This window comes from Cerasicoccus frondis, from assembly GCA_031296915.1.
In the GTDB taxonomy this organism is placed as follows: Bacteria; Verrucomicrobiota; Verrucomicrobiia; order Opitutales; family Cerasicoccaceae; genus Cerasicoccus; species Cerasicoccus frondis.
On sequence record JAVDPC010000037.1, the window covers coordinates 31,645 to 50,494 of the forward strand.

15 protein-coding genes are annotated in these 18,850 nt (G+C 57.3%); 11 read left to right on the forward strand and 4 right to left on the reverse strand.

The window, feature by feature from the left end:
- Window positions 1-160 precede the first annotated feature (160 nt).
- From RBB63_RS20965 to RBB63_RS21005, 9 genes are all read left to right on the forward strand, one after another.
- The gene (locus tag RBB63_RS20965) at window positions 161-1,474 is read left to right on the forward strand and encodes a DNA methyltransferase (RefSeq protein ID WP_309387154.1); all 1,314 of its coding nucleotides are present in this window, start codon (window positions 161-163) and stop codon (window positions 1,472-1,474) included.
- 330 nt (window positions 1,475-1,804) lie between these two features.
- Window positions 1,805-5,065 carry a ribonucleoside-diphosphate reductase subunit alpha gene (locus tag RBB63_RS20970; protein WP_309387155.1) on the forward strand — a complete coding sequence of 1,087 codons (3,261 nt, stop codon included), beginning with the start codon at window positions 1,805-1,807 and terminating at the stop codon, window positions 5,063-5,065.
- Between the two features lie 683 nt (window positions 5,066-5,748).
- On the forward strand, window positions 5,749-8,289 hold the full coding sequence (locus RBB63_RS20975) for a DUF1800 family protein (RefSeq protein ID WP_309387156.1): 2,541 nt from the start codon (window positions 5,749-5,751) through the stop codon (window positions 8,287-8,289).
- A gap of 38 nt (window positions 8,290-8,327) precedes the next feature.
- Window positions 8,328-9,719 (forward strand): DUF1501 domain-containing protein, encoded by a 1,392-nt coding sequence (locus RBB63_RS20980; protein WP_309387157.1) that lies wholly within the window; start codon window positions 8,328-8,330, stop codon window positions 9,717-9,719.
- Between the two features lie 48 nt (window positions 9,720-9,767).
- Entirely contained in the window at window positions 9,768-10,334 is a 567-nt protein-coding gene (locus RBB63_RS20985; protein WP_309387158.1) for a hypothetical protein, read from the forward strand.
- A 37-nt stretch (window positions 10,335-10,371) separates the two neighbouring features.
- On the forward strand, window positions 10,372-10,902 hold the full coding sequence (locus RBB63_RS20990; RefSeq protein ID WP_309387159.1) for a DUF1697 domain-containing protein: 531 nt from the start codon (window positions 10,372-10,374) through the stop codon (window positions 10,900-10,902).
- Window positions 10,903-10,955: 53 nt separating this feature from the next.
- Window positions 10,956-11,900, forward strand: a complete 945-nt coding sequence (locus RBB63_RS20995) for a ChaN family lipoprotein (protein ID WP_309387160.1) — start codon at window positions 10,956-10,958, stop codon at window positions 11,898-11,900.
- Between the two features lie 95 nt (window positions 11,901-11,995).
- A complete protein-coding gene (locus tag RBB63_RS21000) occupies window positions 11,996-12,580 on the forward strand; it encodes a hypothetical protein (RefSeq protein ID WP_309387161.1) in 585 nt (194 codons plus the stop codon).
- Window positions 12,495-14,030 (forward strand): hypothetical protein, encoded by a 1,536-nt coding sequence (locus RBB63_RS21005; RefSeq protein WP_309387163.1) that lies wholly within the window; start codon window positions 12,495-12,497, stop codon window positions 14,028-14,030. Before RBB63_RS21000 ends, RBB63_RS21005 begins: the two co-directional genes overlap by 86 nt.
- A 104-nt stretch (window positions 14,031-14,134) precedes the next feature.
- Here the strand turns inward: RBB63_RS21005 and RBB63_RS21010 are convergent, their stop codons facing one another.
- The 3 genes from RBB63_RS21010 to RBB63_RS21020 form a co-directional block, all read right to left on the reverse strand.
- Window positions 14,135-14,515 (reverse strand): hypothetical protein, encoded by a 381-nt coding sequence (locus tag RBB63_RS21010; RefSeq protein WP_309387165.1) that lies wholly within the window; start codon window positions 14,513-14,515, stop codon window positions 14,135-14,137.
- Window positions 14,516-14,582: 67 nt separating this feature from the next.
- Window positions 14,583-15,131, reverse strand: coding sequence for an isochorismatase family protein (locus RBB63_RS21015; protein ID WP_309387168.1), 549 nt, complete (start codon window positions 15,129-15,131; stop codon window positions 14,583-14,585).
- Window positions 15,132-15,229: 98 nt separating this feature from the next.
- The gene (locus RBB63_RS21020) at window positions 15,230-16,042 is read right to left on the reverse strand and encodes a hypothetical protein (protein WP_309387169.1); all 813 of its coding nucleotides are present in this window, start codon (window positions 16,040-16,042) and stop codon (window positions 15,230-15,232) included.
- An 88-nt stretch (window positions 16,043-16,130) separates the two neighbouring features.
- Between RBB63_RS21020 and RBB63_RS21025 the strand changes: the two genes are divergently transcribed.
- Window positions 16,131-16,820, forward strand: a complete 690-nt coding sequence (locus tag RBB63_RS21025) for a JAB domain-containing protein (RefSeq protein WP_309387170.1) — start codon at window positions 16,131-16,133, stop codon at window positions 16,818-16,820.
- A 338-nt stretch (window positions 16,821-17,158) separates the two neighbouring features.
- On the opposite strand, the gene RBB63_RS21030 is transcribed toward RBB63_RS21025, so the two are convergent.
- The gene (locus RBB63_RS21030; protein WP_309387171.1) at window positions 17,159-18,343 is read right to left on the reverse strand and encodes a KamA family radical SAM protein; all 1,185 of its coding nucleotides are present in this window, start codon (window positions 18,341-18,343) and stop codon (window positions 17,159-17,161) included.
- 121 nt (window positions 18,344-18,464) lie between these two features.
- On the opposite strand from RBB63_RS21030, the gene RBB63_RS21035 reads away from it, so the two are divergent.
- Entirely contained in the window at window positions 18,465-18,779 is a 315-nt protein-coding gene (locus RBB63_RS21035; RefSeq protein ID WP_309387172.1) for an ArsR/SmtB family transcription factor, read from the forward strand.
- Window positions 18,780-18,850: the final 71 nt, after the last annotated feature.

Sequence of the window (18,850 nt, forward strand, 5' to 3'; positions counted from 1 at the left end):
GTAAATGGAAAGGATGGGGCCGCGGTTGCGAAACCGCGGCCTTTTCCCCCCTCCACTTCGTGGGGGAGTTCGGCGTTGCGAGTGGTGAGTTTCGAGTATTTGAAACGCCGCTTGCCGCCCTTTCTCTCTCCACGCTCCTAAGCTCACAACTCGCAACTACGTGAAACAACCACTGCTCAAACTCGACACCCAGTCTGCTCCTGACACCGCAGACGAGGCAACGCTGCATGCGGAACTGGCGGCGTTTGCGGAGTTTGGCGCGGAGACGCAAGTTGAGGGGTGGCATGGTGATGACGGCCTGGAGCTGCCGGTTTACATCAATGAATTTTGGACTGCCAAGCAGCGTCAGGCTAATCCGTTGCACGAGGTGTCTTACCGTGCGTGCTTCAAGCCGCAGTTGCCGCGCTTTTTTATTGAACGTCTGACGGCGCCGGGCGATGTGGTGTTCGATCCCTTCATGGGCCGTGGCACGACTTTGATCGAGGCGGCCTTGATGGGGCGCATCCCGTGGGGCAGTGATGTGAGTCCGCTGGCTGAGCGTTTGACCGCGCCGCGACTGAACCCGCCTGCCGCCCGGGATGTCGAGCAACGGCTGTTGCTGATCAAGAAACTTTGCGATGCAAAGTCTGTTAGCGACGTTGCTGATGAAGACCTGCTGACGTTCTACCATCCGGAGACGTTGCACTGCCTGACGGTGCTGCGGGACTACTTGCAGAGTCGTGAAGAAGCCGGGGTGTCGGACAGCGTCGATGCGTGGATACGCCTGGTGGCGACGAATCGTTTGACCGGGCATTCCAGTGGTTTCTTTTCCGTGTATACGTTGCCGCCGAATCAGGCAGTGACCGCAGATCGTCAGCGTCTGATTAATCAGAAACGCGAGCAAACGCCGCCGTTCCGCGACATCTTCTATATTATACAGAAGAAGAGCAAGCAACTGACCAAGGCCTTGACCGAAGTTGACATGGCGATGCTGGACTCTGTGCAAGAGCAGGCGCAAATCGTCAGCGCTTCGGCGGATGCGATTGTGGATTGCTTTTCGGCGGAATCCGTTTCGCTGGTGGTCACGTCGCCGCCGTTTCTGGATGTTGTCCAATACGCGACGGATAATTGGCTGCGTTGCTGGTTCAACGGCATCGATGCCGACTCAGTGCCGATCTGGCAATGCCGTCAGGTTGATCAGTGGACCGAATGCATGACCGCCAGCTTGTCCGCAGTGGGGCGCTTGCTCAAGCCGGGCGGGTGGGTCGCGTTTGAGGTCGGTGAAGTGCGCGGCGGAAAGATAAAATTGGAAAACTTTGCGGTGCGCGCGGGCATCGCCGCCGGGCTCGAACCAGTCCTGATTTTGATCAACGAGCAGGACTTTACGAAGACCGCAAACTGCTGGGGCGTGTCCAATAATACCCGCGGCACCAACACCAATCGAATAGTACTTTTCCGTAAATCGGCCAGTAACAGGCAGTTAACGGGAGAGTAACGGTTGGGCGCCGAAACGCTGCGAAAAAACGCCGTGGACAACATTTTTCACAATAAAGCTTTTGACAAACCCAACTACTACATCTTGTATGGTTTGCGCCACACACCGCTACATCTAGTGCAACGAGAAGAAGAAGTCGACATGCGCATAAGTTCCAACAACTTCTGTTTGAGCTGTCCCATTCGGAGTGCTGTCCTCTTCGATCATTCGTTCACTGCGCCACTCTAGCGCCACATCTCTCTTTCGCCGCAGAGCTTTGCTGTCTACTGCTGCTTTAAATACATTTAGCTTATCTAACCTAGTTTTAATTGCAAACTGTCCGTCTGTCTTATGATCACCAATTACTCTTTCGATGAAGATATCGCCCTGAAGCGCATTGTCGCGATGCCCGTTGACCAAAAGCAGCGCTTCAATTGGCGCGAGGTCGTTCTCGAAGACATCAAGAACCCTGATGTCAAGGTGGAGCTCGCTGGCGAAGAACGCGAATTCGAGCTCGCCGAAGTTGCCGAAATCATTGGCAACGCCCTGACCGACCTCATGCTTTCGCGCGAGGAAAACGAAATTTTCACCGACCAGAACCAAGCCTTCGTTGCGCAGATCGCCAAGGAGGTCAGCGAAAACATTGCCCGTCAAATCCAAGGCAAGGGTGAGATCACCCTGACGGATCTCGACATCAACCTCATCATTGAAAAGGCGCTGATTGAGCACGATGCGCATGACGTGGCGCGCAGCCTCGTCGCCCAGCGTCGCAATGGCGGCCTTTTCGGCGGCGAAGAGCCAGAGCCTATCAACGTGCGCTTGATCCGCCGCAACCGTCAGGTGGTGCCGTGGGATGCGAACAAGGTTGAAGTCGCCGTGCGCAAGTCTTTCCTGTCGCAGCAGCTTGATTCCGCGCCAGCGGTCTCCGTGTCGCGTGGCGTCACCGAGCGCGTGCGTAATCTGGGCGAGTCCTTCATTCACATCGAGCAGGTGCAAGACATCGTGCAGGAGGAGCTCATGCGCCAAAACCACTTCAAGGTGGCGGAGGCCTACATCCTTTACCGTGCGCATCGTCGCCGCCTGCGTGATCAGCACGCGGAAGAAACGGCGGACGACTCGCGCCAGGATTCCATGATCATGCTCACTGCCAAGGATGGCAGCACTGAGTTCTGGGATCCGGCCGAGCTTCGCAAGCGCATCGACTTTGCGTCCATCGGCCTCGACCTGTGCCTGACCAAGGAGCACATCGAGTCCGAGCTGCGCCGTTCGCTCTATGCGGAAATGACCCGCGAAGACCTGAAGAGCACGATCATCCTCAACGCCAAGAGCCTCATCGAAAAGGACGCCGACTTCTCGAAGTTTGCCGGCCGTATCCTGATCAGCTATATCTATGAAGAAGTGCTTGGCTGGGACATCGTTCGCGATGGCATCGAAGGCCTGAAGGGCGCGCATCGTTTGTATTTCAAGACCTGCCTGAAGCGCGGCGTCGAACTGGAGCGTTTGGATAAGCGCCTGCTTGGTTACGACTTGGACCGCTTGGCGGATGCGCTTGACCCATCGGCAGACCTCGACTTCGACTACCTGGGCATTTCCACGATGTATGACCGTTACCTCATCGTGGACAAGTCCCGCAAGGAGCCGCGCCGCCTTGAGACGCCTCAGCTGTTCTGGATGCGCGTGTCGATGGGCCTCTTCCTCGACGAAAAGGAAGACCGCGAAGGCTGGGTCATGCGCCTTTACAATCTATATAAGAGCCGTCGTTTCTGCTCCTCCACGCCGACGCTGTTCAATGCCGGCACCACGCACAGCCAGCTTTCGTCCTGCTACCTTTACAAGGTCGACGACTCGATCGAGTCCATCATGCACCGTGGCATCGCCGAAAACGCCTTCCTCTCCAAGTGGGCGGGCGGCCTTGGCGGTTCGTGGACTGCGGTTCGCGGCACGGGCTCTTACATCAAGGGCACCAACGGCGAAAGCCAGGGCGTCATCCCGTTCCTCAAGTTGCACAACGACCAGCTCGTGGCGGTGAACCAGGGCGGCAAACGTCGCGGCTCCGGTTGTGCCTACTTGGAAACGTGGCACAACGACATCCTCGACTTCCTTGAGCTGCGTCGCAACACCGGTGACGACCGCCGCCGCACGCACGACATGAACACCGCGAACTGGATTCCGGACTTGTTCATGAAGCGCATGGAGCAGCGTGGCGATTGGACGCTTTTCCGTTCCAACGAAGCCAAGGAATTGCACGACCTTTACGGCAAGGCCTTCGAAGAAAAGTATCTCGAATGCGAAGCCAAGGTCGAAGCTGGCGAGATGTGGGGCCACACCCTGAAGGCGATTGACCTGTGGAAGTCCATGCTCCGCATGCTCTTTGAAACCGGTCACCCGTGGATCACCTTTAAGGACCCGTGCAATGTGCGTTCGCCGCAGGATCATGTGGGCGTCATCCACAGCTCGAACCTGTGCACCGAGATCACGCTCAATACTTCCGAAGACGAAACCGCCGTTTGCAACCTGGGATCCGTGGTCCTCGACAGCCACCTCGACGCCGAAGGCAACCTCGACCTCGAAAAGCTGCGCGACACGATTCAGGTCGCAGTTCGCGCCTTGGACAACGTCATTGACATCAACTTCTACCCAACGCAGGCGGCTCAGACTTCCAACAGCCGTCACCGCCCGATCGGCCTTGGCGTCATGGGCGTCCAGAATGCGCTTTACCTGAAGGACATTCCGTTCACCTCGGAAGAAGCCGTCGAGTTCAACGACGAGTTCATGGAAGCAATCGCCTACTACGCCTACGAGGCATCGAGCGACCTCGCCGCCGAGCGTGGTAGCTACTCGACCTTCCAGGGCTCCAAGTGGGATCGCGGCCTCATGCCGGCGGACACGCTGGACATGCTGGAGGAGGCGCGCGGCATCGAGATCGATGTTCCCCGTGGCGGCAAGCTCGACTGGGATTCGCTTCGCACGAAGATCAAGGCGCAAGGCATGCGCAACTCCAACGTGCTGGCGATTGCGCCGACGGCGACGATTTCCAATATCATGGGCACCAGCCCCTGCATCGAGCCTTACTACAAGAACTTCTATGTGAAGAGCAACTTGGGCGGCGACTTCGTGGTGCTGAATCACCACCTCGTTCGCGACCTCAAGAAGCGTGGCTTGTGGACCTCGGAAGTGCTCGACCAGCTCAAGTATTTCGACGGCGAACTCGAAAACATCGATGGCATTCCGCAGGAGCTTAAGGACAAATATACGACCGCCTTTGGCATCGACTTCAACTGGTTCATCGACGCAGCGGCCCGCCGCCAGAAGTGGATCGACCAGTCGCAGAGCGTGAACCTCTTCCTGGCCAAGCCGGACCTGAAAGCGCTCTCGCACATGTATCGCGCCGCTTGGCGCAAGGGCCTCAAGACCACTTACTACCTGCGCACCCTCGGCGCCTCGAATATCGAGAAGGCCACCGTCAGCGTGAAGAAGGAAGTGCGCGGCGTCGCTGGCAAGAGCGATGAGGCTGACGCCGAAGCGCCGAAGAAGACTTACACTGAAGAGGAAGTAAAGGCCTGCAGCCTCGATGCCCTCATGAACGGCGGTGAGTGTGAAGCCTGCCAATAAGAATTCTCAGCTGGAAAGAAAAACAGACTGACGCAAGACAAGACTGACAAGACTGGTAAAGGGCGGCTCCGGGAAACCGGAGCCGTTTCCTTTTCTCTGGAACAAAGATAAGCTTTGCGTTACAAAGTAACTTTGTAATGCAAAGTATGGCCTTAAGTCGAGAGCTGCCTACGCCCACTGGTTGCTTGGCATCGTTCAAAGTGCCGGGGGCGACGTCGGTGCTTTGGGGCATCCAGCGTCTGCCTGCGCACAACTATAGCGCCTGGGCGCAGGGCTTTCCTTACTTTGGAGACGCGGCGGAATTGCTGGATCAGTGGGGGCTCTATTCTCGCTCTATAGTTCTGCGGAAGCTCAGTGTTCATGCTGGTTTGCGGCTGGGGGACCGGTTGTTTCATCGTGCTGTTCGGGAGAGCGGCGAGCCGTGTGTTATGCTGGCTGATGTTAGTTTGAATCTCCTGCATACATTATCGAAAGGTGGCGTTAATGTTCGTTAAAAAAATATGCTGAAAAGCGGCCAAAGACGTCGTTTTACCCCCAGTATTCGCTAATTTCTGGTCAAACACCGCGTCGGTTGGCTAGCGAAAATGATCTGAGGTTGTGGGCTTAGTTCGTCTGAGGCACAATAGTTAAATAATTTAGGGACTTATCGATAATTCGAATCACCCCGGATCGTTTACTTCATCATGAAAGCGTTATTCATCGGCGTACTGATTGCAGCAGCCTTCCTGTCGTGGAAGGCGCGTGGCGAGGTTGATCAAAATGGCAACCAACAAAGCGATGTTTGGGAAATGCAGTATGATGCCGCCGGCCTTTCGGCAACGGACGATGCGGATGGCGATGGCATGTCCAACCAGGCAGAGGCGGAAGCGGGCACCGATCCATTCGATCCGAATTCGCGCTTTCAGTTTCAGCGGGCCGCCACAGAGGGACAAATGCTGACCCTCGACTGGATGGGGGTAATGGGTAAGCGATACGAACTCGAGTATTCACCCACTTTGGGTGAGGACTGGACTGTGCATTCAACTTATGCTGGAGAAGATGCCGCGCAGGAAGCCTTGGTGGATTTTTCCGTTTCCCCTGGCTTTTATCGCTTGGTTGTTTCGGATGTGGATTCCGACGGAGACGGCGTGTTGGACTGGGAAGAAATCGAGCTGGGTTTCGACCCCACGACGGGTAATACGCAGCGCTTCAGCGCGGGTGATTTGTCCCGTATTGAAGCAGCCCTTTCGGCAGGCAACACCATATCCATTACTGCGTTGCAAACTGAGGTCTCAGAGGACTGGGCGCCGCCCGCCTATCTGCTGCTTCAGCGGACCGGTGGGCTGAACGCGATTACGGTGAACCTGTCCTTCAGCGGAAGCGCAACAATGGGCTCGGACTATGAAACACTGGCTGCCTCGGTAGCGTTTGGCATGGGTCAGCTCGCTGCTTGGATACCGATCCATGTGCTTGCGGATGCGCAGTCTGAAAGCGATGAAGCGATCACGGTGACGTTGGCGTCCGGTGCTGATTATGCCGTCGGCTCGCCGTCGGTGGCGACGATTACGATTCTGGACGATGCCGCAGATTCCCCCACCGCGCGTGAGGCCTCGCGCTTTCTTGCGCAAGCGACGTATGGCCCGACTAATGACCTGATCGCCGAAGTGCAAACGGTGGGCATTGACGCTTGGGTTGAGGATCAGTTCACCATGCCCATCGGTGAGCACGAACCGCTGCTGATGGTATATGACTGGGATTTGTTTGGCGGCGCCATCGGCGGTCCGTATTCGTTTCATAAAATGCTGGCTTGGTGGCAGCAGGCCATGCATGCGCCAGATCCATTGCGTCAGCGCATTGCATTTGCGTTGAGCGAAATCCTCGTGATCTCTGACACCAATGGCGGGCTCGATGGCAATGCAATCGGCATGCTCAATTACTACGACATGTTGCTTGAGCATTCGTTTGGCAACTATCGCGAATTGCTGGAGGCAGTCACGTATCACCCTTGCATGGGCGTCTATTTGAGCCATCGCGGAAACCTGCCTGCCGATCCGTCCATCAACCGTTTCCCGGATGAGAATTACGCTCGCGAAGTCATGCAGTTGTTCTCGATTGGCTTGTGGATGCTCAATGACGATGGCACGCGTCAGTTGGATGGAACCGGTGAGCCAATTCCAACCTACGACAATGATGACATTACGAATTTGGCCAGCGTCTTCACCGGAATGAGCTGGGGGCAGGGCGATACCGAAGTTTGGTGGGAGTTTTACTGGCCGGACACCGAGGACGAATCCTGGCAATACTATACGACTCCGATGACTTTGTGGGAAGGGCCTTACTCCATCTGGAACAGCGAGCTGGGCCAGAGTGAGCTTCATTATTATCACGAGCAGGGGGCCAAGACGGTGCTTGGGGTGGATTTGCCTGCGAACGATTCGGAAAGCCCCGATCCGGATTATGCGGCTAACGACATCGACCGGGCGTTGGACGTAATTTTTAATCATCCAAACGTCGGCCCATTCATTGGGCGATTGTTGATTCAGCGCCTTGTCACGTCCAACCCGTCCAATGACTACGTGGCGCGGGTGACGGAGGCGTTCAATGGCGGCGGGCCGCACAACCCGTCTGAAATTCGCGGCGATATGAAGGCCGTCATCCGGGCGATTCTGCTGGACCCGGAGGCGCGCGACGCCGACATGCTGGATGATCCCGAGCACGGTATGCTGCGCGAAAATTACTTGAGGTATGTGTCCCTGGCGCGCGCGTTTAACGCGAGTTCGCCGAGTGGCGAATACCCGATCTTTTGGGTGAATGGACAATTCGGCCAGCAGCCGCTTTCTTCGCCGAGCGTCTTTAATTTCTTTCAGCCGGATTACCAGCCGTTGGGCGACATTCGCAACGCGGGGCTGGTGTCTCCGGAGTTTCAAATTTTGACGGCGGTTACCGGCATTACGATTCCGAATCAGTTGCGCACCGGCATCGAAAATCGTTTGAATTGGCCGCAAGACGCCGCCGATTACGTAACGTTGGACATCTCGCCAGCGCTGGCTTTGGTCGATGACACCGATGCGCTGTTGGCTTACCTCGACACGCTGCTAACGTTTGGCAACATGAGCCCAGCACTCTATGATTCGTTGAAGTTCATGCTGAGTCGACCGGAATACGCCAGCGCTTCTGATGAGTTCATCGTGGAGTCCGCAATCTACCTGATTGTCTCATCCGCCGACGCCGCAGTGATGCGTTAACTCTCTATTGCAAAGTAACTTTATAACGCAAAGTAAGTATGAAAGGAAATCCGCAGTTATCGCGCCGTCAGTTTTTTGGACAAGCCAGTTGTGCGGCGGTTGGCTCCACTGCGCTTTTTTCGACCTTGCTTAATTTGCGGATGGCCAGCACGGCCGCTGCGCAAACCGTAACGCCGGGCACGGATTATCGCGCGCTGGTTTGTTTGTTCCTGGCGGGCGGCGCCGACTCGTTCAATTTTTTGGCGCCTTCGGGGACTGATGAATACAACGAATACGCGGGCGTGCGCGCTGACCTCGCTCTGCCACAAGGCGATCTCTTGCCCTTGAACATTGCCAATTCGATTGGCAAAGAGCTGGGCGTGCATCCGGGGATGAGCGAGCTGCGCGATCTGTTCAATTCGGGCAACCTGGCCTGGGTGACGAATGTCGGCACGCTGATTGAGCCGACCACGCTAAGCCAATATGAGAACGATCTGGTCAAGCTTCCGCTGGGGCTCTACTCGCATGCTGATCAAATCAAGCAGTGGCAAACTTCCGTGCCGCAAAGCGGCGATGCGATCGGTTGGGGCGGACGAACAGCAGACCTGCTGCATTCACTCAATGACAATAGCCGCATATCCATGAACATTTCTGTGGCGGGCAGTAATGTTTGGCAAAATGGGAATGAGACCTTTCAGTATTCCATCGGTTCGGATGGTTCGCAAGGGCTCGACACCTATGACTACTGGTGGGGCGGCTATCCGGCGCGCGGCGCGGCCATCGACAGCCAGATGGACATCGAATACCAAAATCTTTTTCAGAAGACTTTTGCGAAATCGACGAAGAATGCCCTCGAAGCGCATGAAGAATTTTCCGCCGCCACGGAAGGCATTGAGCTGACTACGGTCTTTCCCGAAACCTACCTGGGAGCCCAACTGCAAATGGTCGCTCGCACCATTGCCGCGCATGCGGCGCTCGGCATGCGGCGCCAGACTTTCTTTGTGCAGTTTGGCGGTTGGGATCACCACGATGAAGTCCTTGAGAATATGGCGGAGATGGCGCCGGTGATCAGCCAGGCGGTGGGCGCGTTTTACGCAGCGATGGAAGAGATCAACGAGCAGAATAACGTCACGCTGTTTACGGCTTCGGATTTCGGGCGCACGCTCACGTCCAACGGCGAAGGGTCGGATCACGCTTGGGGCGGCAATCACTTGGTCTGCGGCGGCGCGGTCAATGGCGCAAACATTTACGGAACGTATCCCGATCTATACACGGGCAATCCGCAAGACACCGGTCGCGGTCGCCTGATCCCGACAACCTCGGTTGACGAGTATTTTGCTGAATTGGCGCTTTGGTTTGGGGTGAGCCCTTCGGACTTATCGACGGTCTTGCCGAACGTCACGAATTTCTACAATCCTGGCATAACCGGCCCACTGGGCATGATGGGGTAATGGCAACGTTACTTTGCAATGCAAAGTTAATGGAGGCGCGCTAATCCAATGGAACCGAAACGGATTGGTTGGTGGCTAGGTTTAGTGATTGCCTTAGGGCTGACGTATTGGCTCACGCGGCCTAGTTCGCCAAGCTCAACGCCGCTCAATGTGGAATTGCCGACTGGGGCGGAAGCGACCGAGCAGGTGGAGTCGATGGAGGTCGTTACGACAACGCTTCAGTCGCAGTCGCCTTATCAGCCGCCGATGAATCCCGTTGCAGCGAAGTTGAATGCGCCGGAGTTTACGGCCGAAGATGATGTCGCCAATGTGCATCAACTCCTCGATCAGATGTTTGGCGTCTGGAAAGGCCAACGCCGACCGATGAGCTTGAACGTGGAGTTCACCCGTGCGTTGTTGGGGGCGAATCCGGTGCGTATGCCTTTCGTGCCTGTGGATCATCCGGCGATCATTGATGGCGAGTTGACGGACCGCTGGGGCAATCCGTATGTGTTCCATCTGCTTTCCCTGGATCGCATCGAAGTGCGTTCGGCGGGTGAGGATGAGCGGCTGTACACGATGGACGATGTTTTGTATTCGCCATGGCGCAACCCGCCGGAGCCCGTGATGCCTTGACATTGCCATGACCCCCAGCGTCTGCATGGTTTTCGCTATGACGCACATCGCACTTTTTCGGGGGATCAATGTCGGCGGTAAAAACATACTGCCGATGAAGGCGCTGCGTTCGTTGCTCGAGTCGCTGGGCGCCGCAGCAGTGCGCACTTACATTCAAAGTGGCAACGTCCTCTTCGAAGGGAAGGAAGATGGCTCCTGGAGTGAGAAAATTACCGAGGCGGTGCAGGAGCATCATGGGTTTTCTCCGCAAGTTCTCCTCTTGTCCTTGGCGGATCTGGAAAAAGTCATTGCGCAGAATCCATATCCCGAGGCCGTGGCGGACCCGAAACGCCTCCAGGTCGGTTTTCTGGCGGCGGCGCCGACTGCGCCCAATCTGGAGAAATTGGAAACCTTGCGTATCGACTCCGAGCGCTGCGCAATCATCGGCAAGGCGTTCTACCTGCATGCGCCCGATGGCATTGGGAAGTCCAAGATCGCCGCCGGAGCAGAGAAGGCCATTGGCGTTCCCATGACCGTGCGAAATTGGAACACCGTGCTCCAGATACGCGCATTGGCCGAAACGGGTTAAATTTTCGAAGCTTCTTATTGAAACTCAGGCTCAACAACCTCAGCTTTGGCGCCATGAAGTTTTTCCATGCACGAAACTGCCAAGCCATTGGGTTGTTGGCGCTGTCCATTTTGGGGTTCACCGGCTGTAGCCACACTCAGCCGGGCTCTGCTGACGTATCGACAGTGACCGGCCCGGAATACGTGGTTTACGACGCCAGTTCCGGCGCGCCGATCGAGTGGTCGGCGCTGGAGTCTGAGGCATTTGGCGCTGACGTGATTCTAGTCGGCGAGCAGCACACAAATGAAATTGGGCACGATCTGGAGCATCGCCTGGTGGACGACTTGCTGGCGCAATATCCGCGGTCGGCCATTGCGCTGGAGATGTTTGAGCGCAATGAACAGGCATTTGTTGACCTGTATCTGGATGACAAGATCGAGGTCGCCACGTTGGTTGATATCACGAAGTCCGCCGACTGGGCCAGCAAGGGAAGCTGGGGCGAGTTTTATCAGCCGATGGTCGATTCCGTAAAAAAGTATCGCGGCAATGGCGCATCCTTGGTTGCCGCCAATTCGCCACGTGAGTACGCCCGGTTGGCGCGTTTGGAGAGCTATGCGACGATGGAATCCGCCGTGACGGCGCATCAGCCGGTGCTGGCGATAGCGCCAGATGAAGCCGTGGATGACCAAGCCTACCATGATCGCTTTGTGGGCATGATGACGGGGCATGGACACGGTGAAGGCGCGCCGACCATCGACGCCGAGTCCTACCTGCGCGCCCAGCGTGTGTGGGACGCCACCATGGCGGACGCGGTGGTCAACGCCGCCCAACATCACGACAAGGTTCTGCTTGTGGTGGGTGAGTTCCATATTGCCGATCAAGGTGGGACCTTGCAACGGGTTCGGCACCACGCGCCCGAGTTAACGGTCGCCACCATCAGCATCATTAGGCGTGAAGACGTGACTGCCTGGAACGCCGAAGACGCCGCCCGCGCGGATTTCGTTATCTACACGCGCTGAGTGACGCCTTGTTAACGTTCGCAAAAAAAATTGCGGAATGCCGCTTGTGTCATTTTTCATTTAGGTGTAGTGGATTGTCCATGATACACCGAATCATGGCCGTAGTCTGGCTTTACCTATTGTTGCTAAGTGTCAGCTATGGATTGTTACAACCACCACCCGCCGACCGCTTTCTAGTTTCTCTTTCAACTTATGCGCGGACCTATAAGAATCTAGAAAGTGTCAGTGTTCATGAGGGGATGCAGAGCATTCTTGATGCATCAAAGGAGCTTGATGCCAGTTGGAGCGTCTACGAGCCGATACTGAGAAAGTCTGACCCGCAAAAAGCTGATGCGCTCGATGCGCGAGTGGCTATGTTGTTATTTGGAAACATCGCCGTTTTATACGACCCCGAGGTTTCTGATGATGAAAATCTTTTTTCGCGTGCCGAGGTCCGCAAGGCGTATGAACGAATTCCTACTGAGTACCTGAGACAGCTGGAAACTGAGTTAAGGCGGAATTATCCTGACGTGAACTTAACCTGGGGGGATCGTTGGATTTTTCCTATTAGCGAGCCGTTGCTTCTGGCTGACGCCATTTCCTACACCTTGCTAGATGCAGTTGAGCTTCATACTGGTGTTCGAATACCGCAGGATGATTCAGGCGCCGATAGGTCAACTCGCCAAGATCTGGAAAAATAATTTGCGCATCGGCAAGAACCGGATTCGATGTCAGGGCATGGCGGGGCTATCCTATCAGCAAATCCAAGAATCGCTCGCGGCGCAGCCCTTGTTTGAAAACAAGACCTGGCGTTTGTCGCCCGAACCCTGGCGTCTCACGCGCAAGCAAATCAGCACGCTTGAGCAGATCGGCCAGGCGTGCCTGGACTTCTACCTGGCGCTTGATAACCTGTATCGCCGTTGCGCCGAGGATAAAAACCTCCTGCGCAACAAGGAGCTCACCGCGCCCTGGGTGTGCAGTTACTTGGACCGCGGCAAGCCCCGCCGCCTGATTGAGCACGCCCGGCTCAAGCGTTTCAAGGGGCAGGTGCCGTTGGTCTTGCGCCCGGATCTCCTGCAAACCGAGGATGGTTTTGCGCTGACAGAGATGGACAGCGTGCCCGGCGGGCTGGGCCTGACGGCGTTCCTCAACCGACTCTACGGCATGAACGAGCGCGCCTTTGCGCCGGACATCGTCGGTGGCGTTGGGCAAGTCGAGGAAGACTGGCATCGCTGCCTGGCGGCCACAACCCCGGGCAAGGAAAACCCGCTCATCGCGGTCATTGTCAGCGACGAGGCGGCAGTCTATCGCCCGGAGTTTGACTACCTGACGGCGCGCCTGCGCGAGCGTGGGTTCCGCATCCACGCGCGCCACCCGGATGACCTGATGCCGATGGGCGACAGCCTCTGCATTCCGGTGGAAGGCAATCCGGAGGAGGTCGATGTGATTTACCGCTTTTGGGAGCTCTTTGACGTGGGCAATGTGTCCACAGCGCAAGACATTTTGCGGGTGGCGGAAGACGGCGGCGTCGTGGTCTCCCCCCCCATGAAGGCTTACCAGGAAGAGAAGCTCAACCTCGCGCTGCTGCATCATCCAGTGCTGGATGATTACTGGCGCGAAAACCTGCCGCGCCGTTCCTACAAGACCTTGAAAAAAGTGGTGCCGCATTCCTGGATTATTGATCCGGTCGAGCTGCCGCCCAACGCCGTCCTCGATGCGCCATGGGTCGACGGCAAGCCGATTCGGGAATGGGAGCAACTCGCCGAAGCGAGCCAGAAGGAGCGAAATTTAATCATCAAGGCTTCTGGCTTTCACGAATCCGCCTGGGGCGCACGGAGTGTGACGCTTGGCAGCGACAGCTCGAAAACCGATTGGCAGGAAGCGATCGAGGAGGCCGTGGATCTCGCCGACGAAACGCTGCACATTTTGCAGGATTACCGGAAGCCGATGCGGCTCAAGCATCCGGTCTTTTCCGAAGACGGCGAAGCAGTCTATGAAATGGAAGGCCGCTTGCGGTTGACGCCTTATTTCCTCGTGGAGGGCGATCAGGCCAAGCTCTCGGCCTGCCTCGCGACCTTCTGCCCGGCGGATAAAAAAATCATCCACGGCATGAAGGACGCGGCGATGCTGCCCTGCCGGGTGGTGGATTGATCAGGCGGCCCGTTCTCGTATAACGGCGGGCAAACATTGCGCCTTTTTAATCTCCCTGTTCGCGCTTGCACCCTTCAGCGTGCAGACGTTGCTTGGCGCGGGGGTTATCTCAGGAAAAAACCGGCGACTTTGCCGTCTTTGACCCACATTTCGGCGACGAGGTCGTGCTCGGGCTTGTTGGTAAATGCAAGCTTCCAGAAGTAGCCTTGAATGTCGTCCGGGCGGGTAATGTCGCCCCAGTAGGTCTTGGTGTAACCGCCCACCATTGCTTTCGATACCTGGTCATGCACCCGCTGCAGCGTTTCTTTCTTCATCGCGTTTTGCATTGTCTCGTCGCAAACGCTGTTGAAGCTTTCCGAGTCGTTCTGCTCGATCGCGGTCAGCAGCGTGTTGAGCATCTGGTCGACCGAGGCGGGGGCCTCAGCGGCCTGGGCGCTTACGGTGAAAATGAGCAGGGCGAACAGTGGGCTTAAAATAGATTTCATGGCGTCATCGTACACGACTAAGCAGCCGTATGGGAATCTTTAGTTATGGTAATTTCTGGGGCCGGCCTTACGCGCCCGCTGCTTTCACCAACTGCGTAAATTCGCGGAATCGCGGGTGGGTCGAGTCGCCAAAGAGCGAGTAAAACACCGTTTCGGTTGGCAAGATGTGCGCGCCGGCGTGGCGCAAAGTCTCGAGCGCCGGGCCACGGTCTTCGTTGCGGCGCTGGACGACTGCGTCGCTGAGCAGGGTGACGTCAAATTGCTCCGCCATGGCCTGGACCGCAGTTTGGTAAATGCAGATCGACGTTTCGAGTCCGGTCAGGAGCAGGTGCTGGACATTGCGGTCCTTGAGCCAGGTGATGATGCCCTCGGCGCCCAGTCCGGAAAACGCGGTTTTGCTGAAAATCGGCGCTTCCGGCGCGGCTTCACGGACCATCGGTCGCGTGGCGCCCAGCTTTTCCGGCACATGCTCGGTGATCGCTACCGGAATGTTGAGCAGTTGGGCGGCGCCAGCGGCCAGCACTGCGCGGCGCGCGGCGGCAGGCCCGTCGGGCATCACGTTGATAAAGGCGGATTGCCAATCGACCAGCAGGAGGGCGACGGGCAAGGGCGGCATGGCGTTATCGGCAGTCACGCTTAACCTGATTAGATGCCGCGCATCCACCGGTCAATGGGATTTGACCGCTTGCGCCGCCATCATCGATCCGCCAAAGGCTACTGACCGCTGCGGGTGATGATGATCGGATTGGTCGGGTAGGGGTTGCAGTAGCGTGAGCCGACACTGCTGAAACTCACATTCCAATTCCCGGACTGGTAACTCGCGTTGAAGCCGGGCTGCTTGACGGGTTTGCTCGGCGTCGTGCAGACCCCGCCATTGCCGGATACGACGACCACTGTGCGCGGTGGCGGCGTATAAAAATACCTCGGGTAATCGTAGCCAACTCTCAGGTAAGAGCTGTTTTCGGCGCGCTCTTCCGCTGCGGCGGCACGTTCCTCGGCGGCGGCAACGCGACGCTCCAGGTCGGCGATTCGCTGCTCTTCGCGACGCTGCTTGATCTCTTCGGCGCGGGCTTCGGCCAAGGCGATGGTGGCGTCGTATTCCGCCGCGATATCGGCGTCAGGAAAATCTTTGCGGAGCTGGTTCCAATGGCCGAGGATGGACTTCACGTCGTTTTCGGTGATGGGGGTGGAATCCAGTTTCAAATAATCCAGCCACATGCGGCCCTTGTCCAGGCGCTCGGCCAGGTCTTCCGCGCGGCGTTCGGCCCAATACACGGCCATCTCTTCCTTGGCGGTGGCCTCGCGCGCCAGTTGCGCCTCGTTCTTGAGGTTGAACGAGACGACTTGGCCGTTTTCCAGCGTCACGTCGCCTGCGGCAAACATGAGGCGTTCGCGGTCGCCCAAATCCAGGACGCCCATCGGCGAACCCAATTCTTCAATGACAACCGCTCGCGCATCCCCCACCTGCACGGCGGCAAGCGAGCCGGACATAGTTACGAGCGCAATGACTGCCAGAGAACGTTTCATGGGATAAAGCATACCTAAATTAGCAAATTTTGCAATCTTCGATATTGGCGCTTGAGGACCAGTCGCGCCTGAGCAAAAGTCCACCGCAATGAGCGAATCGCCACCGCAACACTCTGGTCACCGCGCCCGCCTGCGTGAACGCTTCATGCGCAGTGGGTTAGATAGCTTTGCCGACCATGAGGCGGTGGAATTATTGCTCACGTTGTGCATTCCCCGGCGTGATGTGAAGCCGCTGGCCAAGGCCCTGCTCAAGCGATTTGGCTCGCTCAAGGGCATCCTCGATGCGCCGCTGGACGAACTTCAGTCGATGGAAGGCATGGGCGCGGTAACGCCCGTTGCGCTGCGCATCATCAAGGAAACCATGCTGCTTTACCTCCGCCAGCGGGCCGAGGAAAAGCCCATGCTCGACAGTGTCGACGCCTTGATCGATCTCTTTCGCGCCCGTTTGGGCGAGCTCAAGCACGAGGTGTTTGAAGTGGCTTACCTCGACCATTCCTACCAACTGATGCGCAATGGCATCGAGCGGTTGGAGGAAGGGCTCGCCAATCGCGCGACGGTCTATCCACAAAAGGTCGCCCGCGCTGCGCTGCAGCGACATGCGGTGTATGTCGTCATTGCGCACAACCACCCGACCGGCGAGCTCGAGCCATCGCAACAGGACCTGCGCCTGACCAACGCGATCAAAGCCGCCTGCGACGCGGTGGGCATTAATTTGCTCGATCACATCATCGCCACCAGCGACGGCGCCACGTCGTTCCTCGACCGCGAGCTGCTGTGAGCCAGGACTGCGAGACAAGGCCCGCGGTTGGAAAATGAATGGCCTCCTAGTTCCTGAGACGCGTCATTTAGGAATGCAATAAAAGGTAGCGCCCGTTATCCCTAGCGGGCAGTTGCGTCCTTTTGGGGGTGGCGCGGATCGTCTCGATCCGCAAGCAGCGCCAATGAGAAGCATGAGTTCAATGAAGCTGTTGGGCGCAACCAGCACATTCGGAACCTTCGATCTTTTGCCTCAATCCTTGCGGAGCGGGGACGCTCCGCGCCACCTTGCCAGCACGATGAAACTGCCCGTTAGGGATAACGGGCGCTACCTTTCAAGTAGGCCGAAACTCGGCGCGCTTACACCAGCAGCGGTTCTGGCTGGGGCGCGTTTTCGAGGTCGGCCTGTTTACCTTCGACCAGCGGGTAGGCGTAGCGGCGGCCCTCGAAGTTGCGGAAGATGATTTCCTCTTCGGTGACTTCCTGAATGTATTCCGGGTTGATCGGCACTTTGCCGCCGCCGCCGGGGGCGTCGATGACAAACTGCGGCACGGCGTAGCCCGTCGTGTGGCCGCGCAGGTGCTGGATGATCTCAATGCCCTTGCGCACATCGGCGCGCAGGTGACGGCTGCCGGTGATCAAGTCGCACTGGTAAAGGTAATACGGGCGCACGCGCATCATCAGCAGGCGGTGCACGAGGGACTTCATGGTCTGCGGGTCGTCGTTGACGTCCTTGAGCAGCACGGACTGGTTGCCGATCGGCACGCCAGCGAAACTGAGGCGCTCGGTGGCGCGGTAAAGCTCCTCCGTGCATTCGCGCGGGTGGTTGACGTGGATGGACATCCAGATCGGCCCGTGCTTTTTGAAAATTTCACACAGCTCGTCGTCGATACGCTGCGGCAGGAAGACCGGGATGCGCGAGCCGATGCGGACAAACTCCACGTGCGGTATCGCCTTCAAGCGGCCGAGCAGGTAGTCGAGCTTGCGGTTGCCGAGTAGCAGCGGGTCGCCGCCGGAGAGCAGCACATCGCGCACCTCGGGGTGCTCTTCGATGTATTTCAGGCCGCTTTCAAACTCGGGGTGAAAATTGTAATCCTGCGCGTTGGACACCAGTCGGCTGCGGGTGCAGTAGCGACAATACGAGGCGCAGCGGTCGGTGACGAGGAACAGCACGCGGTCGGGGTAACGGTGGACGAGGCCTTTGACGGGCATGTCGCCGTCTTCGCCCACGGGGTCGAGCAACTCCTCGGGGGAGGTCTTCATCTCGCCGCCATGCGGGATGATCTGCCGCCGGATCGGGCAGTTGGGGTCGTTGACGTCGATCAGGTTGAAAAAGTAGGGGGTAATCGCCAGCGCCAGCTTCTGGTTGGAAAAGTAGCACGCCGCCTTCTCCTCGGGGGTCAGCTCCAAATATTGTTCGAGCTGCTCGACCTTGGTGATGCGGTTCTTGAGCTGCCACTTCCAGTTGAGCCAGTTTTCGGCGGGGACGTCCGCCCAGTGGCCCTGGCCCTTGTGCCAGTGCGCGAGGTTGTCATTCGGTTGCATGGTAGCGTAACACCGTGTGTCAAAAACGGCAGAATGCAAATAAGAATTTAAATATTTAAATTCATCTATACGTTTGCCAACGGCATGAAAGCCGCTTTATTGTGCGCCTTTAATTTGAGCCATGCCAGACATCGAAGACGAGTTAGCCAAGCAACTGTGGGCGATTGGAGACATCACCCGCCTGCGCATCCTGCGCCTGTTGCCGGACAAGGCCGACTGCGAGCATGGCAATAATGTATCCCAAATTGCGGAAAAATTAAAACTCTCGCAGCCGACCATTTCCCATCACTTGCGCGTTTTGCGGCAGGCTGGCATCGTGCAGCACGAGAAAATGTGCCGCGATTGCTACTACTGGGTCGACCGCGACGCCGCGCGCGAAGTCATCGAGCGCATGGAAAAGCTGCTGCTGGAATCCGAACCCGCAGTGAAGGCCTAGAGCACTTTTCATCTAGATTGGCCGATCAGGCCGCAGTGATTTTTCGTGTCCAGCAAGGCGGCTTGAGCGTC